Annotated in this window: 17 protein-coding genes; 11 read left to right on the plus strand and 6 right to left on the minus strand. The window is 40.6% G+C overall.

Features of this window, described 5'->3' with window-relative positions; translation table 11 throughout:
• Window positions 1-100: 100 nt before the first annotated feature.
• Window positions 101-2,131 carry a P-loop NTPase fold protein gene (locus tag AB1K80_RS01040; RefSeq protein WP_412854765.1) on the minus strand — a complete coding sequence of 677 codons (2,031 nt, stop codon included), beginning with the start codon at window positions 2,129-2,131 and terminating at the stop codon, window positions 101-103.
• A gap of 662 nt (window positions 2,132-2,793) precedes the next feature.
• On the opposite strand from AB1K80_RS01040, the gene cls (AB1K80_RS01045) reads away from it, so the two are divergent.
• Window positions 2,794-4,296, plus strand: a complete 1,503-nt coding sequence (cls, locus tag AB1K80_RS01045; protein WP_412854766.1) for a cardiolipin synthase — start codon at window positions 2,794-2,796, stop codon at window positions 4,294-4,296.
• A gap of 70 nt (window positions 4,297-4,366) precedes the next feature.
• Here cls (AB1K80_RS01045) and AB1K80_RS01050 read toward each other — a convergent pair whose 3' ends face one another.
• From AB1K80_RS01050 to cls (AB1K80_RS01060), 3 genes are all read right to left on the minus strand, one after another.
• The gene (locus AB1K80_RS01050) at window positions 4,367-4,621 is read right to left on the minus strand and encodes a general stress protein (protein ID WP_412854767.1); all 255 of its coding nucleotides are present in this window, start codon (window positions 4,619-4,621) and stop codon (window positions 4,367-4,369) included.
• A gap of 72 nt (window positions 4,622-4,693) precedes the next feature.
• Complete coding sequence (uvsE, locus tag AB1K80_RS01055; RefSeq protein ID WP_412854768.1) at window positions 4,694-5,656, minus strand: UV DNA damage repair endonuclease UvsE; 963 nt, start codon at window positions 5,654-5,656, stop codon at window positions 4,694-4,696.
• A gap of 12 nt (window positions 5,657-5,668) precedes the next feature.
• Window positions 5,669-6,865, minus strand: a complete 1,197-nt coding sequence (cls, locus tag AB1K80_RS01060; RefSeq protein WP_412854769.1) for a cardiolipin synthase — start codon at window positions 6,863-6,865, stop codon at window positions 5,669-5,671.
• A 144-nt stretch (window positions 6,866-7,009) separates the two neighbouring features.
• Here cls (AB1K80_RS01060) and AB1K80_RS01065 point away from each other — a divergent pair, with 144 nt between their 5' ends.
• The 5 genes from AB1K80_RS01065 (at window position 7,010) to AB1K80_RS01085 (ending at window position 13,564) form a co-directional block, all read left to right on the plus strand.
• A complete protein-coding gene (locus tag AB1K80_RS01065; protein WP_412854770.1) occupies window positions 7,010-9,121 on the plus strand; it encodes a heterodisulfide reductase-related iron-sulfur binding cluster in 2,112 nt (703 codons plus the stop codon).
• A 103-nt stretch (window positions 9,122-9,224) separates the two neighbouring features.
• Window positions 9,225-10,400 carry an acetyl-CoA C-acetyltransferase gene (locus AB1K80_RS01070; protein WP_412854771.1) on the plus strand — a complete coding sequence of 392 codons (1,176 nt, stop codon included), beginning with the start codon at window positions 9,225-9,227 and terminating at the stop codon, window positions 10,398-10,400.
• Between the two features lie 17 nt (window positions 10,401-10,417).
• Window positions 10,418-11,281, plus strand: coding sequence for a 3-hydroxybutyryl-CoA dehydrogenase (locus AB1K80_RS01075; RefSeq protein ID WP_412854772.1), 864 nt, complete (start codon window positions 10,418-10,420; stop codon window positions 11,279-11,281).
• Between the two features lie 11 nt (window positions 11,282-11,292).
• Window positions 11,293-12,405, plus strand: a complete 1,113-nt coding sequence (locus AB1K80_RS01080; RefSeq protein WP_412854773.1) for an acyl-CoA dehydrogenase family protein — start codon at window positions 11,293-11,295, stop codon at window positions 12,403-12,405.
• A 16-nt stretch (window positions 12,406-12,421) separates the two neighbouring features.
• Complete coding sequence (locus AB1K80_RS01085; protein WP_412854774.1) at window positions 12,422-13,564, plus strand: acyl-CoA dehydrogenase; 1,143 nt, start codon at window positions 12,422-12,424, stop codon at window positions 13,562-13,564.
• A 61-nt stretch (window positions 13,565-13,625) separates the two neighbouring features.
• Here the strand turns inward: AB1K80_RS01085 and AB1K80_RS01090 are convergent, their stop codons facing one another.
• Window positions 13,626-14,105 (minus strand): DUF2798 domain-containing protein, encoded by a 480-nt coding sequence (locus tag AB1K80_RS01090; protein WP_412854775.1) that lies wholly within the window; start codon window positions 14,103-14,105, stop codon window positions 13,626-13,628.
• A gap of 388 nt (window positions 14,106-14,493) precedes the next feature.
• Here AB1K80_RS01090 and rpoE point away from each other — a divergent pair, with 388 nt between their 5' ends.
• Window positions 14,494-15,030: a DNA-directed RNA polymerase subunit delta gene (rpoE, locus tag AB1K80_RS01095; RefSeq protein WP_412854776.1), complete on the plus strand. Its 537-nt coding sequence runs from the start codon at window positions 14,494-14,496 to the stop codon at window positions 15,028-15,030.
• A 234-nt stretch (window positions 15,031-15,264) separates the two neighbouring features.
• The gene (gene pyrG / locus AB1K80_RS01100; RefSeq protein ID WP_412854777.1) at window positions 15,265-16,872 is read left to right on the plus strand and encodes a glutamine hydrolyzing CTP synthase; all 1,608 of its coding nucleotides are present in this window, start codon (window positions 15,265-15,267) and stop codon (window positions 16,870-16,872) included.
• A 36-nt stretch (window positions 16,873-16,908) separates the two neighbouring features.
• Here pyrG and AB1K80_RS01105 read toward each other — a convergent pair whose 3' ends face one another.
• Window positions 16,909-17,439 carry a DUF2529 domain-containing protein gene (locus AB1K80_RS01105; RefSeq protein WP_412854778.1) on the minus strand — a complete coding sequence of 177 codons (531 nt, stop codon included), beginning with the start codon at window positions 17,437-17,439 and terminating at the stop codon, window positions 16,909-16,911.
• Between the two features lie 180 nt (window positions 17,440-17,619).
• On the opposite strand from AB1K80_RS01105, the gene AB1K80_RS01110 reads away from it, so the two are divergent.
• The 3 genes from AB1K80_RS01110 to fsa all read left to right on the plus strand — a co-directional run bounded on the left by AB1K80_RS01110 (window position 17,620) and on the right by fsa (window position 19,773).
• Window positions 17,620-17,994, plus strand: coding sequence for a response regulator (locus tag AB1K80_RS01110; RefSeq protein ID WP_412854779.1), 375 nt, complete (start codon window positions 17,620-17,622; stop codon window positions 17,992-17,994).
• Between the two features lie 171 nt (window positions 17,995-18,165).
• A complete protein-coding gene (locus AB1K80_RS01115) occupies window positions 18,166-19,023 on the plus strand; it encodes a class II fructose-bisphosphate aldolase (protein ID WP_412854780.1) in 858 nt (285 codons plus the stop codon).
• Between the two features lie 111 nt (window positions 19,024-19,134).
• Window positions 19,135-19,773 carry a fructose-6-phosphate aldolase gene (gene fsa / locus AB1K80_RS01120; protein WP_412854781.1) on the plus strand — a complete coding sequence of 213 codons (639 nt, stop codon included), beginning with the start codon at window positions 19,135-19,137 and terminating at the stop codon, window positions 19,771-19,773.
• The last annotated feature ends 178 nt before the right edge of the window (window positions 19,774-19,951 follow it).

A 19,951-nucleotide genomic window follows, 5' to 3' on the forward strand; every position in this document is an offset into this window, starting at 1 on the left:
GAACATGAGTGCAACCTCCTCTCTGTCCTATTTACAACTACTTAACAAAAGGGATGAGGGATTGAATCACCTTTTCTAAAAAATGTTCTTAAATGCTATTTTAAAACTCTTGATTAATCATTTTTGCTAAAATATTATTTTGATCTGGCGGCAAATTAGCTATTCTTTCTTTTAGATTTATTTCAAATTCTTGATTATAACTTATATCACCTAAGCTCAGAGCTTTGGCTACCGAGTTGTTTGTATGGGTAACTTTATAGGATAATTTATCTTTTAGGTAATTAAAGAATTCATTATCATTTAAAGTTAGAATTTTGTCGAAAATCATTTGGTAATCTGAATTTTGATCTAAATGTGATCGATATTCTTTATAGAAAAGAAAGCAACTCCTCGGTTTTCTTTCAGTAAGTATATTGAAAACATTATTCATATTAAAGATGGAATTCTCAAAAATAAACTTAACTATTTTTAATTGTTCTATTGATTGTTCATCTGAACGTGCAGGTACAAATTTAGGGAGGATTTCTAATTTTTCAGAAACATCCAACTCATCTAGAGGTAAAATATTATTTATAAAAATTTCATTTTCTTTTCTATTATGATTGTTTTTTAGGGCATTTAAACAATTATATATAATAGAATCTGAAATAGATAATTTTAAAAAAGCTGTGTCTTGCTCCAAATTTTTCATCTTAAAAACTATTATATTTTTCAATAGGGATAATATTTTAGTTTCGGGAGTATTACTTTTGTAACTAAGGTAATGATTTCTTAAAAAATCGCTGAAATCCTCCATCTGACCCTTTGAATGAATTTCAATCAACTTATCTATATTGCTATTTAAATTTATAAATACATCATCAACTGCTTCAATATTCAAGGTTGTTACACTCAATATATTTTCAATCTGGTAATATTCGAAGTTTTTTTCGTTTTTTATACTAGGGAAGTTGAACTTATCAATTTCATTTTTTTTAAATATAAAATATAAGAGTTCATATAAATTGGATTGCTTCTTCTCACCTGTATCATTTTCAATTGTATCTTGTAAGTTAAGTTGCGTTTTTTCTGTCTTAGAAGTAGAAGTGACAAAATTTTTATGTGGAATTGTTTTTTCGTTGTATAAAATGTTTAAATTCTCAACTAACCATTTGTAAATTTTATAATGAAATTGATAAAAATAGCATAAAGCAAGCTGTTCGCTAATATTAACACCTAGATTGGTTGATATTGGTATTTTTTTATAGAAAATATTAAGTAAGAACTTTGCTTCTCGGAATGTTCTTTTTTCATCTACAAAGACATTTCGAATTCTTTGAACTAATAACCTATCTGATTCTGTTAGACCAATAACATTTATATTTGTATTGCCGTTATTGAATCGTTCCTCAATTACTTTTATCCAAATTTGAGAAGCGCTATTATTTAAAGGCATAGTCTCTAAGTTCGAAAGAATTTTTTGTGTAAATAATGACTCATCTTCATTTTGGACAATTTTATTGTAATCACCTACAACTATTAAGATACTTCTCTCAAAAGAATTTAATTTTGATAAGTAAGCATAAAGTTGTTGTCTAATATCTGATTCTAACCTGTCGAAATCATCACAAATAAAAATCACTTTTTTGTGATATTTTTTACATTTTAACCTTTTTTTAATAAGCCATTCAAATATACTTTCTGTGGAGAATTTATCTAATATTAAATTGAGTAAGCTTATTATAAGGATTAAAGCGGACCATATAAAAAAGTCCATTCTTGAAATATTATCTGTTGACTTGCTGATAATATTATAAATAAACTGTATAAATGCTAAAAACGCTACTAATAAAATAGGTGAAGTTTTTACGATCCAATAGTAGACAGGACATAGTTTATTTGCGAATAATTCAAATGGTTTAATGATCCAAGGGTCAGTCCAAAAATTGATATCAATAAATTTTGTGCTTTTGGAATCGGATTTTTCCCTAATTAAATTTAAGTAACTTGTTTTACCGATCCCCCACTTTCCATTTAATAATATTGAGCCTGTAAAATTTGAATTAATGTACTGTTCTATGAATTTATCTACGTTATCTGAGATATCTAAATGATCATCTTCTAATGATTTGATTTCTAAATCTTTCTGCAAAAAAAACACCTCTAATGAAAAAGTTTATTTTTTGTAATTTCTGTTCTTTGTTACTCTTTTTTGTGAAAATTAGATTTAACAACGATATCATTTGAATATATAGACGACTTAGTTTTGAAAAATTCGCAGCTTCACTTCTCAACTAATGCACTTTAGTTAGGGGCCAATTTATCAATCTCTACAAATAAGATGGCATCCTAGATATTAGGGATATACGATATTCCATGCAATATATAGGGTAAAACACACTACAATTAAAGCCTCTGATTGCTGTCAAAACGCCGTCGACTTCATCATTTGAGAATGCCTCATGTAGTTCAGATAGCTGATGGAAGAAGTGGAATGCAGATCACATTCAAACAAGTGCTTTTTAAAAGAAACAGTGAACCCTAAAGATTTTATGTCTTTTGGTCTGAACCTTCTTTTTTCCGATAAAATGTTGGCACTTCCACTTGGAGTAATCACGCGAATGTGGCTACCTTTTTGAAAGAAGATGGTGTACGCATAAAAAAACCTCCTTTTATTCACATATTTATCCATTATATCGAATCAAATCGTTCTAGTCTGTAAAAGCTAAAAGAAAGTAGTAGATGCTGCGTTTGATACAAGCTGTGCAAAGGGTATGGAAGAGAAAAAGACAGAAATGAATGAGGGCGGAGAATGTGAAAAAGAGGAGACTGGAGTTTTTATTCTTATATTTTATGATATTCGGGGCATATGGGGTCTTTTGGTGGCCAGTGCCAGAATGGAGCGTTCAGCTTTACATCGTGTCGTATGTCGCCATCATTTTATTTAGTATCATCTCACTCATGTTGGAGAATCGCACATCACAGCACACTTTGCTATGGATGTATGTGCTGATTTTTATCCCAATCATCGGGTATATGTTTTATTTGTTTTCTGGACAGCTCTATGTGAAGGGGCACTTGTTCAAATCAAAGAGAATGTATAATCGGGAGAAATTACGCAGAATATCGGAGCTTGAGAGCAAGCCGGATGAAACACAATTAACGGATAACCAGCTCGCCTTTTTTCATTACACAGAAAAGGCGACCGGTATGCATGTGAATACCAATAGTGATATGACCATTTTAAAAAATGGAGCCCAAACCTTTCCGCGCATTTTTGAGGAGCTAAAAAAGGCGGAAACGTTCATTCATATTGAATATTACATGTTTAAATCTGATTTTCTTGGTCGTCAAATGATGGAGATTTTAATAGAAAAAGTGAAAGAAGGCGTGGAGGTTCGTTTTATTTTTGATGCGGCAGGTAGTATTCGCTTTTCCCGCAAAGATATCAAACGATTAAAGCAAGCAGGAGTGATGGTCGCCTCCTTTTTGCCGTTGAAATATGGTTTCTTCAATCAAAAATTCAATTTCCGAAATCACCGAAAAATTGTTGTGATTGATGGGAAAACGGGATTTGTCGGCGGGTTAAATGTCGGGAAGGAATATGTAGGGCGTGATGAGCGCATCGGCTTTTGGCGTGACACACATGCGATGTTGAAGGGAGAAGCAGTTCAGACCCTCCACTCCATTTTTATGCTAGATTGGGAGTACGTATCAGATGAAGTGCTCATCGAGGATCCGTTGTACCATACACCTCATCCTGTTCTAAGTGAAGATGTAATTCAGGTTGTGCCAACTGGTCCTGATATGAAGGAAAGTATGAGTGACTTGTATGATGCGCTTATTTCGAATGCGAAACAATTTGTCTGGATTGCTACACCTTATTTTGTGCCAAACGAGTCAATTCGCACCGCACTGAAAATCGCTGCCACAAGAGGAGTCGATGTGCGTGTCATGGTACCAGAGACCAATGACGGCTTTCTCACACAATATGCTACACGGTCTTATTTTCCGGAGCTTCTTAAAGAAGGCATCAAGGTATATCACTATCAGAAAGGCTTTATGCATCAAAAGGTCATGATTGCAGATGGAGAACTTGCCTCTGTCGGCACGGCAAATGTAGATATGAGAAGCTTTCAACTCAACTTTGAGGTCAATGTCTTTACAGCGGCGAAGAAACCAATTGAGCAACTGATGGCGCATTATGAGGAAGATATGAAGGAATGTGAGGAGATGGGACCGGTTCGTTTTTATAAAAGAGGCTTGAAGGAGCGTTTAAAGGAATCGTTTGCCCGGTTGTTTTCAGGGGTGTTGTGATAGGCGAATCCTACCGATATCTGGTAGTAAGAAGGATAAAAAGAGAGCAGCCTCAAGGGGCTGCTCTTTGTTATGCTGTTTTCTCTTTTTCAAATGATTGTAGGAGGTCTTGTGCTTTCTTTCCTTCTACTACAATTAAACAGTCCGATTCTAAATGGGTGAGTCTGAAGACTTCAAGATCAACAATATTTTTAACATTACACATGGTTTTTTTAGAATATACATATAAACGATGCTGGGCGTGCTGACATGTTTCAAATAGAGATATTAGCTTATGTAAGCTTAATGCTTTAGCAGCGATTCGGGTTGAATAAATTTGAGACAACCTCATATCCTCCTGTTCATTACTTTCTTACAATCGCTTTCTACCCCCGTTTGCACGTGAGTAAACCTTTCTCTATGATTTCCATTCAATCGTTCCTCCACCTATACGCCGATTGCCTCGAATGGCAGATAGTTCTTCGACAAGACGGAGCAGTGCCTGGTCCTTTACTTTCGCTTCAATCATAAAATCCACATCTTGCTTGTACGGTTTCAATGCTTCAAATAACGGTAAGACAAAAGACATATCCACGGCATCCGCATGACTGCGAATCGCCTGTTCTGATTTTGGTGACGACAGGTGGATTTTTGGAGGAATGCCGGTCTTGTCCCACGTATTGAACATTCTCGGAAGGATCTCATCCAGCGCGGCGTGGTCATCCTTATTTGCCACATGATGATGGTAATCAAAAACAAAAGGAATATCGTGCTTTTCACATACACCGAGCGTTTCTAATGATGTGTACGTTTTGTCATCATTCTCAAGGGTCATCCTTGCCTTTATATGATTCGGAAGCTGTTTGATGTTTTCATCAAATCGGCGGAGGGCAGAGGCTTTATCACCGTACGCACCGCCGACATGGATGTTCATATAGCTTTCCTTTTCGAGCGTCATTGCTTCGAGCATCTCGTAATGATATGTCATGTCTATGACGGCATTCTCTGTAATCGCAGGCTTTGGACTTGTGAACAAGGTAAATTGATTCGGATGAAAGCTCACCCTTAAGTTGTGTCGTTTGACCAATTCGCCAATGTCATGAAATTCTTTGCGAAAAGGAGTCACAAAGTCCCAGCGAACCTCTGGATGGGTCGCCAGTGGAACAATCGAGCTGGACAATCGATAAAGGGGAATATCATGGGCAATGACAAAGTAAAGCGTTCTTAACGTATTGACGAGATTGGCTTTAGTTGTCCGTAATAACGCCTCTGTTCTGTCTTCTGTTGAAAGCTTGCTGTATCTTGCAAAGGTCAGCGTTTTGGCAGGAGATGCTTCCCACAAGGTGACGGCATTGGATACAAAACCAAATCGATAACGCATAGGTCATCTCCTTTATAAAAAATATGAAAACATGGCACCGATCCACTCAAGTGGACGCGTCAAAAGGGGACGTTTTTTGAATTTTTCTTGTGTCGTGATTTCAGACACTTCCATATGTTCACGGATTTTCTCCTCAACATGTTTTGTAAAGGCCACATCATCAATGGTCACATCTACTTCTTCATTTAAAAACAAACTGCGCTTATCAAAGTTTGCCGTGCTAATGACGCATCGGCTTTGATCAATCAAGATCGCTTTCGAATGATAAAACCCTTTGTAAAAGCGATATACAAGACAGCCGGATGCAATGAGATCTTTCAAATAATGAAAACCAGCCTCTTTCACGAGAGGATGATCCGCCTTCATTGGGATGATGATTTCGACCATGACGCCTCGTTTCCGTGCATCTAGCAACGCCTTTTTTAATGGAGAGGATGGAATGAAATAAGGTGTACAGATGATGATTTGCTGTTTCGCCCGTTGAATATCTTGAAGAAATAAAGCTTCTAAAGAAAAGCCAGCTGTTGCACGTGTCGTACATGGTAATGTTCCCTTTTCCAGTGGGGGGAAAACCTCGTATGGTAGCTGTTGAATACCACTTGACCGGTATAGATCATTGAGGAATACGTGCTGCAAATCCGCGACAACCTGTCCTGTCATTCGCAAATGATAGTCTTTCCAAATGCCAAAACGCCCTTTTTTTCCTACATATTCATCCCCAATATTAAACCCGCCAATAAATCCAATCTTCCCGTCGATCACCGTGATCTTTCGGTGATTTCTCATATTCAAACGATAAATGAAAAAGGGAAATCGAGGTGTATTTAAAAAATAAAAACGGATGCCGCTTTTTTCTAACATGTGAATCGTTTTTTGATCAAAGGAATAGGAACCTAAACGATCGGTGAGCAAAAAAACCGAAACGCCTTGTTCCGCTTTTGCTTTGAGCGCGTGCAAAATCTGTTGCCCGATCTTGTCGTTCTTTACAATAAAGAACATCATATGAATAGAAGAAGAGGCTTGCTGGATATCTGCGAGTAGCTGATGAAAAAAGGGCTCGCCATCATGATAAAAGACGGCATCTCCGCTTGTTTGCACAAATGTTTGTTCGAAAGCATGGGTAGAAAAATATGTCTTCGCAAAATAGAGATCTAAAAACACGAGAATGGCCAATAAAATCAGTATGAATAGAATGATCAATGCAATCATGAACGTTCCTCCTATTTACATATTTCATTAGTGTACCCAAACACACAAAAAATATTGACTGAATACTCATTCATTATTTATGATAGAGGTACAACATGGAAACGGAACAAAGTGGAGTTGGGGGAATGAAAGGGGGAAGGCAAGATGAATCATCTGTTTATGATTCATTTGATTGCATGTGCGGCAGTGACCGCTTACGCTGTTTATTTGTTTATTTATCTCATTCGGACACGAGCGGCGTATATTCGTCTTGGCAAAAAAGAAGAGTTTCAACAAGACATGAAGAAACGCTTAGAGCGTGTATGGGTCAATGTATTTGGGCAAAAGAAGCTGTTAAAGGACAAGAAGAGTGGCATCATCCATGTGCTATTTTTCTATGGATTTATCCTTGTTCAGTTTGGGGCGATTGATTTTATTATCAAAGGGATCGTGCCAGATAGCGGACTCCCGTTAGGTCCGCTATACGGTGCATTTACCTTTTTTCAAGAGATTGTGACCCTTTTGATCTTAGTAGCGGTTGTTTGGGCTTTCCATAGAAGATATGTGGAAAAGCTTGTACGGTTAAAAAGGGGTTTTAAATCGGGTTTGGTTCTGCTATTTATTGGCGGATTGATGCTGACTGTTTTGCTTGGAAATGGGATGAATATCATTTGGCACGGACATTCACTATCACCAACCGAGCCGATCGCATCAGGGATTGCGTTCCTATTAGGCGGGCTGTCACCACTTGCAGCAACAGTGGTTTTTTATGTGGCATGGTGGGTGCATCTCCTCATCTTGCTGACATTCTTAGTGTATGTCCCGCAATCAAAACATGCCCATCTGATTGCAGGACCGGTCAATGTATTTGTCAGTAGATTAGATCCGCCGGGCAAGTTACAAAAAATCGATTTTGAAGATGAAACACAGGAGACCTTCGGTGTGGGGAAAATTGAAGATTTTCGACAGTCTCAACTAATCGATCTTTATGCCTGTGTGGAATGTGGACGCTGTACAAACATGTGTCCTGCGACCGGTACAGGGAAGATGCTGTCACCGATGGATTTGATTTTAAGGTTAAGAGATCATTTGACGAATAAAGGAGCTGCCATTACATCTAAGACGCCTTGGGTACCGCAGGTTGCCTTCAGGCAAACAACAGGCAATCAATTGGCGATGCAGGCGAGGGGTACTGGAGCGGAGGAATCAGCAGCAAGCAGCTTGTATCAACCTTCTCTGATTGGAGAGGTCATTACTGAAGAGGAAATTTGGGCATGTACCACATGTCGAAACTGTGAAGACCAGTGTCCGGTCATGAACGAACATGTCGACAAGATTATTGATATGCGCCGATATCTTGTGCTCACAGAAGGGAAAATGGACGCAGATGCACAGCGTGCGATGACGAGCATTGAGCGACAAGGAAATCCATGGGGATTGAACCGCAAAGAAAGAGAAAACTGGCGTGAGCTTAGAGAAGATGTACATGTACCGACAGTGAAGGAATTGAAAAAAGAAGACAAAACCTTTGACTACTTATTCTGGGTTGGCTCAATGGGCGCATATGACAATAGGAGTCAAAAGATCGCGCTCGCTTTTGCTAAATTGCTGAATCAAGCAGGTGTTTCCTTCGCCATTCTAGGGAATAAAGAAAAAAACTCAGGTGATACACCGAGAAGGCTTGGGAATGAATTTTTGTTCCAAGAACTTGCTACGAAGAACATCGAAGAGTTCCAAAAAAATGGCGTCACTAAGATCGTCACGATTGATCCGCATGCCTACAACTTATTTAAAAATGAATACCCAGATTTCGGGCTAGAGGCTGAAGTATACCATCATACAGAATTATTGGCAGAGCTAGTGAAAGAAGGGAAATTAATGCCTATACATGAGGTAAATGAGGTCATTACCTTCCACGATTCATGTTATTTAGGCAGATATAACGAAGTGTATGATCCACCAAGGGATATTTTAAAAGCCATTCCTGGTGTGACGTTGAAAGAAATGGAACGCCACCGCGAAACCGGTATGTGCTGCGGAGCAGGCGGAGGCTTAATGTGGATGGAAGAAGAAACAGGGACTAGAATTAATACAGCTCGTACGGAACAAGCATTGCAGGTCGCGCCGTCGATCATCAGCTCTGGTTGTCCATACTGCTTAACAATGCTTGGGGATGGGACGAAAGCGAAGGAAGTAGAGGAGCAAGTGGGTACGTTTGATGTGGCAGAGCTTCTTGAAAAATCAGTGTTCGGAGAGACTCAAACGCAAGCTTCATAATATGTATGTGCCGATGAATGTGATGTTCATCGGCATACCAATCAGATGAGGCCTTCACTGTTCCACTTTTTATGTAAGCGGTAACAAATCAGGAGGGGAAGAAATGAATAAGACTGTCATTGTATCTGGCGCGAGAACGCCATTTGGGAAAATGGGAGGCGCCTTCAGTCATTTGTCTGCCGGAGAATTGGGCGGGATGGCTATTAAAGCCGCACTGGAGAAGGCTTCAGGCAGACATCAAATAGATGAAGTCATCATGGGAAGTGTCTTGCAAGGAGGGCAAGGGCAGATTCCTTCTAGGCAAGCAGCTAGATATGCTGATATTCCATGGTCCGTTCCAACGCAAACCATAAACAAGGTCTGTGCTTCCGGTATGCGGAGTGTCAGTACAGCAGATCAGTTCATACGAGCGGGAGATGCAGAAGTGATCGTAGCAGGCGGAATGGAATCTATGTCTCAAGCTCCCTATCTTCTCAAAAAAGCACGATGGGGATACAAAATGGGCGATGGTGCAGTGCAGGATGCGATGATCTTAGACGGATTAACCTGTTCATTTACAGGTGTTCATATGGGCGAATATGGGAGCCTAGTAGCCAAGGAACTGGGGATTACAAGAGAAGAACAAGACGTTTGGGCGCTAAGAAGTCATGAGCGAGCCATTGAAGCGCAAAAAAACGGATTTTTCGAGCATGAAGTGGTGCCTGTGACCATTAAGACGAAAAAAGGACATCATTCCATATCAGAGGACGAATCACCGCGACGTGATACGTCATATGAGAGGTTATCAAAGCTCATGCCTGTTTTTGATCAGACCGGCACCATTACTGCTGGAAACGCGCCGGGCGTGAATGATGGAGCAGGTGCACTTCTCTTAATGAAGGACACATATGCAGAGAAACATGGCGAAAAGCCAATGGCGGTGATACTTGGGCATGCACAGGTCGCAGTGGAGGCGAAGGATTTCCCAAAAACACCGGCATTTGCCATCGAAAAGGTATTACAGAAAACCGGCAAACGTTTAGAAGACATCGATTTATTTGAAATCAATGAGGCGTTTGCTGCTGTGGCGTTAGCCTGTGAAAAAACCCTCGGCTTGGACCGGCGAAAAATGAATATCAATGGAGGCGCAGTTGCGCTAGGTCATCCGATTGGCTGCAGTGGAACGCGTATCATATTGACTCTGATTCATGCATTAAGAGAAAGAGGTGGCGGTATCGGCATTGCAGCGATTTGCAGTGGAGGTGGGCAAGGTGATGCCATCATGATTCAGGTGGAATAAACGAGGAGGGTTGATAGATGAGTACAGAAGAAACTGTCATGGTCGTAGGCGCTGGTCAAATGGGATCGGGCATTGCACAAGTGTTTGCACAATCAGGTTATAACGTCTTGCTCCATGATACAGCGGAAGAACAGATTCATATCGCCATTTCATCCATGACCAAACAATTGACGAAACGAGCGGAAAAAGGAAAGCTGGCACATCAAGCAGTTCGGGATATTACGCAAAGGCTCGTTGTTTCCACAGATTTAAAGGACGTCAAGCAGGCGCATCTTGTCATTGAAGCGGCTTCAGAGAAAATGAGTGTCAAGAAACACATCTTTGAAACCCTTGATCAATATGCCGAGAAAGAAACGATATTTGCCACCAATACATCGTCCTTACCAATTACAGAATTAGCAGCAGTAACAAAAAGACCGGAGAAAGTCATAGGCATGCATTTTATGAACCCTGTTCCCGTGATGAAGTTGGTGGAGGTGATTCGTGCCCTGCAAACGAATGACCAAACATATCAAATGATTGATGACACTGCCAAAAAACTAAATAAAACACCGATTGAAGTAGAAGATTTTCCGGGCTTTATTTCAAATCGCCTTTTGATGCCGATGATCAATGAAGCCATTTATACCCTTTATGAAGGGGTGGCAGATGCGGAAAGTATTGATGACATCATGACACTTGGGATGAATCATCCAATGGGGCCGTTACGTCTCGCTGATTTGATTGGACTAGATACTTGTTTATTTATTATGAATACCCTTCATGAGGGGCTTGGAGATAGTAAATATCGTCCTTGTCCACTCTTGAAAAAATACGTGAGCGCAGGCTGGCTAGGCAAAAAGACGAAAAGAGGTTTTTACACATACCACGATCACTCATAGGGGGAGTCAAGATGGATGTTTTGCTAACGGAAGAACAGCGTCTTTGGAGAGATCAGGTATCGGCATTTGCGCGTCAACAAATATTCCCTGAAATTGAAGCGATGGAACGAGGCGAATTTCCGCGACGCCTTCTATCAGAGATGGGCAGGAAAGGTTATCTGGGGATTCCCATTTCTACTACGTACCATGGATTAGGGGAAGATTTTATGAGCTATATGATCGCCATTCATGAACTGTCAAAAGTGAGTGCAACCATCGGCGTCATTGTGTCTGTTCATACATCCGTTGTCACGATGCCCATCTTAGCGTTTGGTACGAATGATCAAAAAGCATCCTACGCTCCACTCCTTGCAACTGGGCAAAAGCTCGGTGCATTCTGTCTGACAGAACCGACTGCTGGTTCAGACGCTTCGAGTATTCAGCTAAAAGCAGAGCGGTCAGACGATCACTATGTGTTAACCGGAACGAAAATATTTATCACAAGCGGCGGAGAAGCAGACCTGTACCTTGTGTTCGCGGTGACAGATCCATCTTCCGCTAAAAAGAACATATCGGCTTTTATCGTTGAAAAAGGCACCCCAGGATTCACTATAGGAAAAGATGAGAAAAAAATGGGGCTTCACGGATCAAAAACGGTGACACTTCATTTTGATGGTGTCCGTATCTCAAAAGAACAACTGCTTGGTGCCGAAGGAGAAGGTTTTCGCATTGCCATGTCTAGCTTAAATGCTGGGAGAATTGGCATTGCAGCTCAAAGTCTCGGGATAGCAGAAGCGGCATTTTCTGAGGCGATTTCTTATTTAAAGCAACATCCAGCTGGTCTTGAAACGACCATCCGGCTTGGTGATTTGGCAGCTAAGTGGGAAGCGGCGAAGCTGCTCGTCTATCAAGCGGCTTCAAATAAACAAGCAAACCGGCCCGTCACGAAGGAAGCGTCGATGGCCAAATTATTTGCGTCCAAAACGGCAGTTGAAATCAGTACAGAGGTCATCCACCTTCTAGGCATGGACGGCTATACAAAACGTTACAACGCAGAACGCTACTTTCGTGATGCGAAAGTTTGTGAGATTTATGAAGGAACGAGTGAAATTCAAAGATTGGTCATTTGTAAACAGCTAATATGAATAGAGGTGGCTCATGATGCAGTTCCAATTAAGTGAAGAACATGAAATGATACGAAAAATGGTGAGAGACTTTGCGAGAAACGAAGTCGAGCCAACAGCAGCAGAGCGGGACGAGACAGAAACGTATGACCCAGCTATTTTTCGCCAGATGGCGGAGCTCGGTTTAACAGGCATCCCATGGCCAGAAGCGGTTGGCGGGATTGGCAGTGACTATTTAGCCTATGTGATAGCAGTTGAGGAGTTATCAAGGGTATGTGCCTCAACAGGCGTCACCCTGTCTGCACACACATCCCTTGCCTCATGGCCTATTTATACATTTGGAACGGATGAACAGAAGGAGACCTATTTAAGGCCGCTTGCGGAGGGACAAAAGGTTGGGGCTTATGCATTAACCGAAAACGGTTCCGGTTCAGATGCAGGCGGAATGAAAACACACGCAGTGAAAGCTGGAGATGAATATGTGCTAAACGGCGCCAAAATTTTTATTACAAATGGCGGCATTGCCGATTACTATATTGTCTTTGCTGTGACAGATCAAGAAGCGACAACTCGACATACAACAGCTTTTATTGTGAAAAAGGATACGCCCGGTTTCTCCGTTGGTAAAAAAGAAAGCAAACTGGGGATACGCTCTTCACCAACGACTGAGATCCTCTTTGAAGATTGCCGTATTCATGAACGGAATCGTCTCGGTCAAGAAGGAGAAGGGTTCAAAATAGCCATGATGACGCTAGATGGCGGCAGAAATGGCATTGCTGCCCAGGCTGTTGGGATCGCTCAAGGTGCGCTGGATGCAGCAGTTCAATACGCAAAGGAGCGCAAGCAATTCGGTAAGCCGATTATTCAGCAGCAAGGGATTGCCTTCAAGTTAGCTGATATGGCGACAGCGATTGAAGCTTCAAGGCTTCTCACATATCAGGCGGCATGGCTTGAATCGAAAGGACTGCCTTATGGGAAAGAATCCGCCATGTCCAAGCTCTTTGCAGGTGATACAGCCATGAAGGTGACGACAGAAGCTGTTCAAATTTTCGGCGGTTACGGTTATACAAAGGATTACCCGGTCGAACGATATATGCGAGATGCGAAGATTACCCAAATCTATGAAGGAACGCAGGAAATCCAGCGACTTGTCATCTCACGAAAACTATTAGACATGTAAAAAGCGATCAAAGACCACCTTGCGTCAAGGTGGTCTGTTTCTTTCGTATCAGCCGGAGCTTTTATACGGTTGCAGCCTGTTTAGATTTCATCCATTTGAAAAAGACAAAACGGACAAAAGGCCCCATGATCAATAGCTGTAAGGGAAACGCCATCATTGCATTCATCCCTAAGATAGAAAAATAATCAGATAGGATAGATGCTGATGGGAATCCTTGAAGAATTCCTTGTATCAAAAACGCGCACAAAGACATGAGACAAACCATCCCACAGACGATACATACCGAAAGGGTGAGAATGAAATAGATCTTCTTCCCTTTAGGGGCTATTTTCACCGCTACCTTTTGCGCTAAAGGTCCGACAACACACAATTCTATGATTAATGCGACGGCAAAACCGATCACGTAAAGTAGCACACCGTCTATCCAAGTCATATGTCCAAGCATTTCATTTAAGCCGAGATTGTAAAAAAACATGACTGAAAACATACAAAAACACATAAACACACCAAATTGAATATCTTCCTTTTTCGTTACTGGCAACTTCAATCAACCTCTCAAAATTAGTCACCTCATTATAAATTTTTGTTATCACATGGATGTAAGTGAACAAATTGTGAAGGAATAAATTCCCTTGTTGGTGAAGTTTATGTCCCTATCAAGAAAAAAGCCATCTATGTGCGTATGAAAGAGAAACAAATGCCTATCAAAATGAACGTTGAAAGAGGGGGAATTCAAATTCAGACAGATGGTTGACTCAATTCATACGCCTAAACACAAAAAATCCAAAATTAACTGCGATAAAGGTGGCATAATCTCCCCTAATTTGTTTATAATGAGAGGTATGGTTTGTCGTAAAAATAAGGTATAAATACTTATTATTTCACTGATAAATGGATACATACATGTAATAGAAAGGGAGTGTCTGACCTTGAGTTTGAAAGAATACTCACAGGAACAGCTCAAACAAATGTCTTTAGTTGAACTTGCTTATGAAATTTTCAGAGACAGTAAATCAACAATCACGTTTTCAGAACTAATAGAAGAAATGGTCCGTTTGCAAGGGATTAAAAAATCGGATCTTGATGATCGACTTGCCCAATTTTATACTGACTTAAATATAGATGGTCGCTTTATAGCGCTAGGTGATCAGAAATGGGGACTTCGTAGCTGGTATCCAGTGGATCAAATCGAAGAAGAAGTTCAGCCAGCTGTGAAAACGAAAGCAAAAAAGAAAAAATCAAAAGCAGCTGTTGTGGAAGAAGACTTCGATGAGTTAGAAGAGGAAGAAGAAATCGAAGAGCTTGATGAAGATCTTGGTCTTGTTGAAGAGGACGAAGATCTTGAATTGGATGAAGAAGAAATCGATGAAGATATCGAAGAATTTGACGATGATGATGTCGAAGACGATGATGGCTTAACTGAAATTGATGAAGACGATTTAGAGGGCGAAAAGGAAGGGAAATAACCCTTTCCATCGGTTCTCAAAATAGGAAAAAACCGTCTTGACTTTCGAGAGTGAACTATGTAGTATGTATTTTGGGCTCTCTAAAAAAGAGTACGTAATGATACGTTCATTTACGCTCCCTTTCATTTATTTGAAAGGGAGCTTTCTTATTTTTCAAGAGATTTAGGGATACACTCTAAAGGATGAAGCTGTGCATGTCTAATCATGCAAGGGAAAAAGAGAGGAGCATACGAAATGACAAAGTATATTTTTGTAACAGGAGGAGTTGTTTCCTCACTTGGAAAAGGGATCACGGCTGCATCGCTAGGTCGCCTTCTGAAAAACAGAGGGATGAATGTCACCATTCAAAAATTTGATCCTTATATAAATGTAGACCCAGGAACAATGAGTCCATATCAGCATGGTGAAGTGTTTGTAACAGACGATGGTGCTGAAACAGATCTTGATTTGGGTCACTACGAGCGTTTTATCGATATTAATTTAAATAAGTACAGCAACGTAACGACTGGTAAAATCTATTCTACGGTTTTAAAGAAAGAGCGCCGTGGAGACTATCTAGGTGGGACTGTTCAGGTCATTCCTCACATTACGAATGAAATCAAAGACCGTGTCTACCGTGCAGGGAAAGAAACTGGTGCAGACGTTGTCATCACTGAAATCGGGGGAACAGTTGGAGATATTGAATCTCTTCCATTCCTTGAAGCAATTCGTCAAATGAAGAGTGACATCGGTCGTGAAAACGTGATGTATATTCACTGTACGCTTGTACCATACATCCGTGCAGCAGGCGAATTGAAAACAAAACCGACACAGCACAGTGTGAAAGAACTTCGCAGTCTTGGTATTCAACCAAACGTCATTGTTGTCAGAACAGAAATGCCAATGACACAAGATATGAAGGATAAGATTGCACTATTTTGTGATATTGATACAAAAGCTGTGATCGAATGTCAGGATGCAGATACACTCTACTCCATTCCACTTGATTTGCAAAAACAAGGATTGGATACTCTCGTATGTGAGCATATGAAGCTAGATTGCCAAGATGCGAAGATGGATGAGTGGCAGGCGCTTGTTGATAAAGTTCAAAACCTATCTAAACAAATCACAATCGGTCTAGTAGGAAAATATGTGGAGCTACAAGATGCATACATTTCTGTTGTAGAATCACTTCGTCATGCAGGATACGCATTTGATGCAGATGTTCAAATCAAATGGATCAATGCAGAAGAAGTAACGGCAGATACAATGGCTGACTTGGCTCAAGATATTGACGGCATTATTGTACCGGGCGGTTTTGGAGATCGCGGAGTCGAAGGGAAAATCGTCGCGACACAATATGCCCGTGAAAACAACGTGCCATTCTTCGGTATTTGCTTAGGAATGCAAGTAGCATCTATCGAATATGCTAGAAACGTGCTAGGTTTTGAGGGAGCACATTCAGCGGAAATTGATCCGGAAACGGCATTCCCAATCATCGACCTTCTACCAGAGCAAAAGGATGTAGAGGATCTAGGTGGAACACTCCGTCTTGGTCTATATCCATGTAAACTAGAAGAAGGCACAAAAGCATATGCTGCTTACAATGACGAAGTGGTGTACGAACGTCACCGTCATCGTTATGAATTCAATAACGAATATAGACAACAAATGGAGGCAGCAGGCTTTGTATTCTCTGGGACAAGCCCAGACGGACGTCTTGTTGAAATTATCGAACTGAAGGATCACCCGTGGTTCCTCGCTTCTCAGTTCCACCCAGAATTCACTTCAAGACCGACAAGACCACAACCATTATTTAGAGATTTCGTCGGTGCTTCTTTACGAGCAGCTGAATCAAAATAAAATAAAAAAACTGCCGAGAATCGTCTCGGCAGTTTTTTATTCATACTCTTCTACAATTTCTTTCACCGTAAAAGAGAGCGCGTGGTACACGTATAAGCATGTCATTAAGGCAGGATAACCGAATCTTGTTCCATCATCGGCGGGGACAAGTGGCTGTTTGAGTTGAAAATGGATATGAACATCGCAATGTTCTTCAATCAGTGACGGTTCCTTTTGTGCAGGACCCACACCAACAATTGGGGTCCCTTGTGCATGCAGCTCTTTTACAAGTGTTTGGATCTCTTGATCTTCCGGATCAGAATAAAATAGAAGGACTCTATCACTTGTATGGAGGCTACTACGCTCCTGTGGATCATGAGGTAGTATCTTGGCACCAGGAAACGGTTCCTGACTCTCAATTGCCTCTAAGGCCACAGCAGCAAGCTCATTCTTCCCATGAAAATAAACGGAATGTCCGCTCACCACGGCTTGTGCAAGAAGGCGTGCCCCGTCTTCAATTGCTTCTGCTTCTTTATCTCCAATACGTGAAAAAATACCTGATAATTGGGTTGTGAAAATTTTTAACAAGACTCATTTCCTCCTTCTGTTAGATCATTTTATAATAGAATATAAAGAGAATATTAGGAAAAATACTCAGAAAATGTCGTAAAGTAAACTATTATAAATAAAGGAAATGTGAAAATCAAACAGAATAATTTAACAACTGCTCTTTTTATGACGAAAAATGAAAGCGATGGGGTGTAACGAATGAATGAGAAAATATTGATTGTCGATGATCAGTACGGGATTAGAATATTGTTGAACGAAGTATTTCATAAAGAAGGCTACCAAACCTTTCAAGCGGCAAATGGACTCCAGGCGTTAGATATTGTGAAAAATCATAAACCGAACCTCGTCCTTCTTGATATGAAAATTCCCGGGATGGACGGAATTGAAATTTTAAAACGGATGAAATTAATTGACGAGGACATTCGTGTGATCATTATGACAGCATACGGTGAACTGGACATGATTCAAGAATCCAAAGAGCTAGGCGCATTAACGCATTTTGCAAAGCCATTTGACATTGATGAAATTAGAGATGCCGTTAAAGAATACTTGCCACTTGAAACGAATGGGTAATTGGAAATGATTGAATCGTTTCATTCTGTTGCCGATTTGTCGAATAATTGGTATCCTAGATAAGAAGAAAGCGATCTGGCTAAAAGTGTACATATGGCGAGAAATTCTGGTCATGCTAGGGTGGAGAGCTTTTTAGCAAGCAAATTAGCTACATAGGGAGGATTTTTCATCATGCCTTTAGTTTCAATGACACAAATGTTGAAAGATGCAAAGGAAAAAGGTTATGCTGTTGGGCAGTTTAACTTAAATAACTTAGAATTTACGCAAGCGATTTTACAAGCTGCTGAAGCTGAGAAGTCTCCAGTTATTTTAGGAGTATCAGAAGGCGCAGCGCGCTACATGGGTGGCTTCAAAACGGTTGTCGCTATGGTTAAAGCGTTAATCGAAGAATATAATGTAACAGTTCCTGTTGCGATTCATTTAGATCACGGTTCAAGCTTTGAATCTTGTGCAAAAGCAATTCATGCAGGATTTACTTCTGTTATGATCGATGCTTCTCACCATCCATTTGAAGAGAATGTGGAAACAACTGCTAAAGTAGTTGAGCTTGCACATTTCCATGGTGTATCTGTTGAAGCTGAACTTGGAACTGTTGGTGGACAAGAAGATGACGTCATCGCTGACGGCGTTATTTATGCTGATCCAAAAGAGTGTCAAGAGCTTGTAGAACGTACTGGCATCGACTGCCTTGCGCCTGCTTTAGGTTCAGTACACGGTCCATATCAAGGTGAACCAAACCTTGGTTTCACTGAAATGGAAGAAATCGGTAAATCAACTGGTCTTCCACTTGTTCTTCATGGTGGAACAGGTATCCCAACTGCTGACATCAAGCGTGCAATCTCACTTGGTACAGCGAAAATCAATGTAAACACTGAAAACCAAATTGCTTCTGCAAAAGCAGTTCGTGAAACACTTGCTGAAAAAACAAATGAGTATGATCCACGTAAATATCTTGGACCAGCTCGTGACGCAATTAAAGCGACAGTTATCGGCAAAATGCGCGAATTTGGTTCTTCTAACCAAGCATAATCTCATGAGAACCGAAAGCCGCCTGAAATACAGGCGGTTTTCTCCATATCTCGAGAAAGCGCAATCAAATTTATATTTCAGACAATTTATGAATAGGAGAGTGGCACAGTTATGTTATTTTTCGTAGATACAGCGAATATTGAAGACATTAAAGAGGCTCACGAACTTGGCGTTTTAGCGGGTGTGACAACGAACCCGAGTTTAGTAGCGAAAGAAAAGGGCGTTTCATTCCACGATCGCCTTCGTGAAATCACAGCCGTCGTTTCAGGTTCTGTCAGCGCTGAAGTCATTTCTCTCAAAGCAGAAGAAATGATTGAAGAAGGAAAAGAGCTTGCGGCCATTGCACCGAATATTACAGTCAAGGTTCCAATGACAACAGATGGTCTAAAAGCAGTAAAAGCATTAACGGATCTTGGGATTAAGACAAACGTGACGTTAATCTTTAATGCGAACCAAGCACTGCTTGCAGCTAGAGCTGGTGCAACATACGTTTCCCCATTCCTCGGTCGTTTAGATGACATTGGTCACAACGGACTTGATCTCATTAGTGAAGTCAAAACCATCTTTGATGTTCATGGATTAGATACACAAATCATTGCTGCATCCATTCGTCACCCGCAGCATGTGACAGAAGCTGCACTTAGAGGTGCACACATTGGCACAATGCCGCTGAAAGTCATTAAGCAGCTGACAAAACACCCATTAACGGATGCAGGTATCGAGCAATTTTTAGCAGATTGGAATCAATAAGTGATTGTGGCAGGCGGAGCTAATCTTGCCGTTTGCCGCAGTTTTTCTGCAATAACGCTTAGAAATGTTTTGTGCAAAGAAGAGAACATCACAGCCTCGCAAAGCTTCGATTATTTTTCTTCCGACAAATTTTGTTTAACCTGTATTCTTTCTCATGATATTGGCTAAATTTTGGACA

The sequence above is a fragment of the Bacillus sp. 179-C3.3 HS genome, from assembly GCF_047229225.1.
GTDB lineage: Bacteria > Bacillota > Bacilli > Bacillales > Bacillaceae > Bacillus.

Bases quoted from the DNA above. Each gene is read 5' to 3' on its own strand.
- uvsE (WP_412854768.1), bottom strand. From the start codon at position 5,656: ATGCGTTATCGATTTGGTTTTGTATCCAATGCCGTCACCTTGTGGGAA.
- cls (WP_412854769.1), bottom strand. From the start codon at position 6,865: ATGATTGCATTGATCATTCTATTCATACTGATTTTATTGGCCATTCTC.
- AB1K80_RS01065 (WP_412854770.1), top strand. From the start codon at position 7,010: ATGAATCATCTGTTTATGATTCATTTGATTGCATGTGCGGCAGTGACC.
- AB1K80_RS01070 (WP_412854771.1), top strand. From the start codon at position 9,225: ATGAATAAGACTGTCATTGTATCTGGCGCGAGAACGCCATTTGGGAAA.
- AB1K80_RS01075 (WP_412854772.1), top strand. From the start codon at position 10,418: ATGAGTACAGAAGAAACTGTCATGGTCGTAGGCGCTGGTCAAATGGGA.
- AB1K80_RS01080 (WP_412854773.1), top strand. From the start codon at position 11,293: ATGGATGTTTTGCTAACGGAAGAACAGCGTCTTTGGAGAGATCAGGTA.
- AB1K80_RS01085 (WP_412854774.1), top strand. From the start codon at position 12,422: ATGCAGTTCCAATTAAGTGAAGAACATGAAATGATACGAAAAATGGTG.
- pyrG (WP_412854777.1), top strand. From the start codon at position 15,265: ATGACAAAGTATATTTTTGTAACAGGAGGAGTTGTTTCCTCACTTGGA.
- AB1K80_RS01110 (WP_412854779.1), top strand. From the start codon at position 17,620: ATGAATGAGAAAATATTGATTGTCGATGATCAGTACGGGATTAGAATA.
- AB1K80_RS01115 (WP_412854780.1), top strand. From the start codon at position 18,166: ATGCCTTTAGTTTCAATGACACAAATGTTGAAAGATGCAAAGGAAAAA.
- fsa (WP_412854781.1), top strand. From the start codon at position 19,135: ATGTTATTTTTCGTAGATACAGCGAATATTGAAGACATTAAAGAGGCT.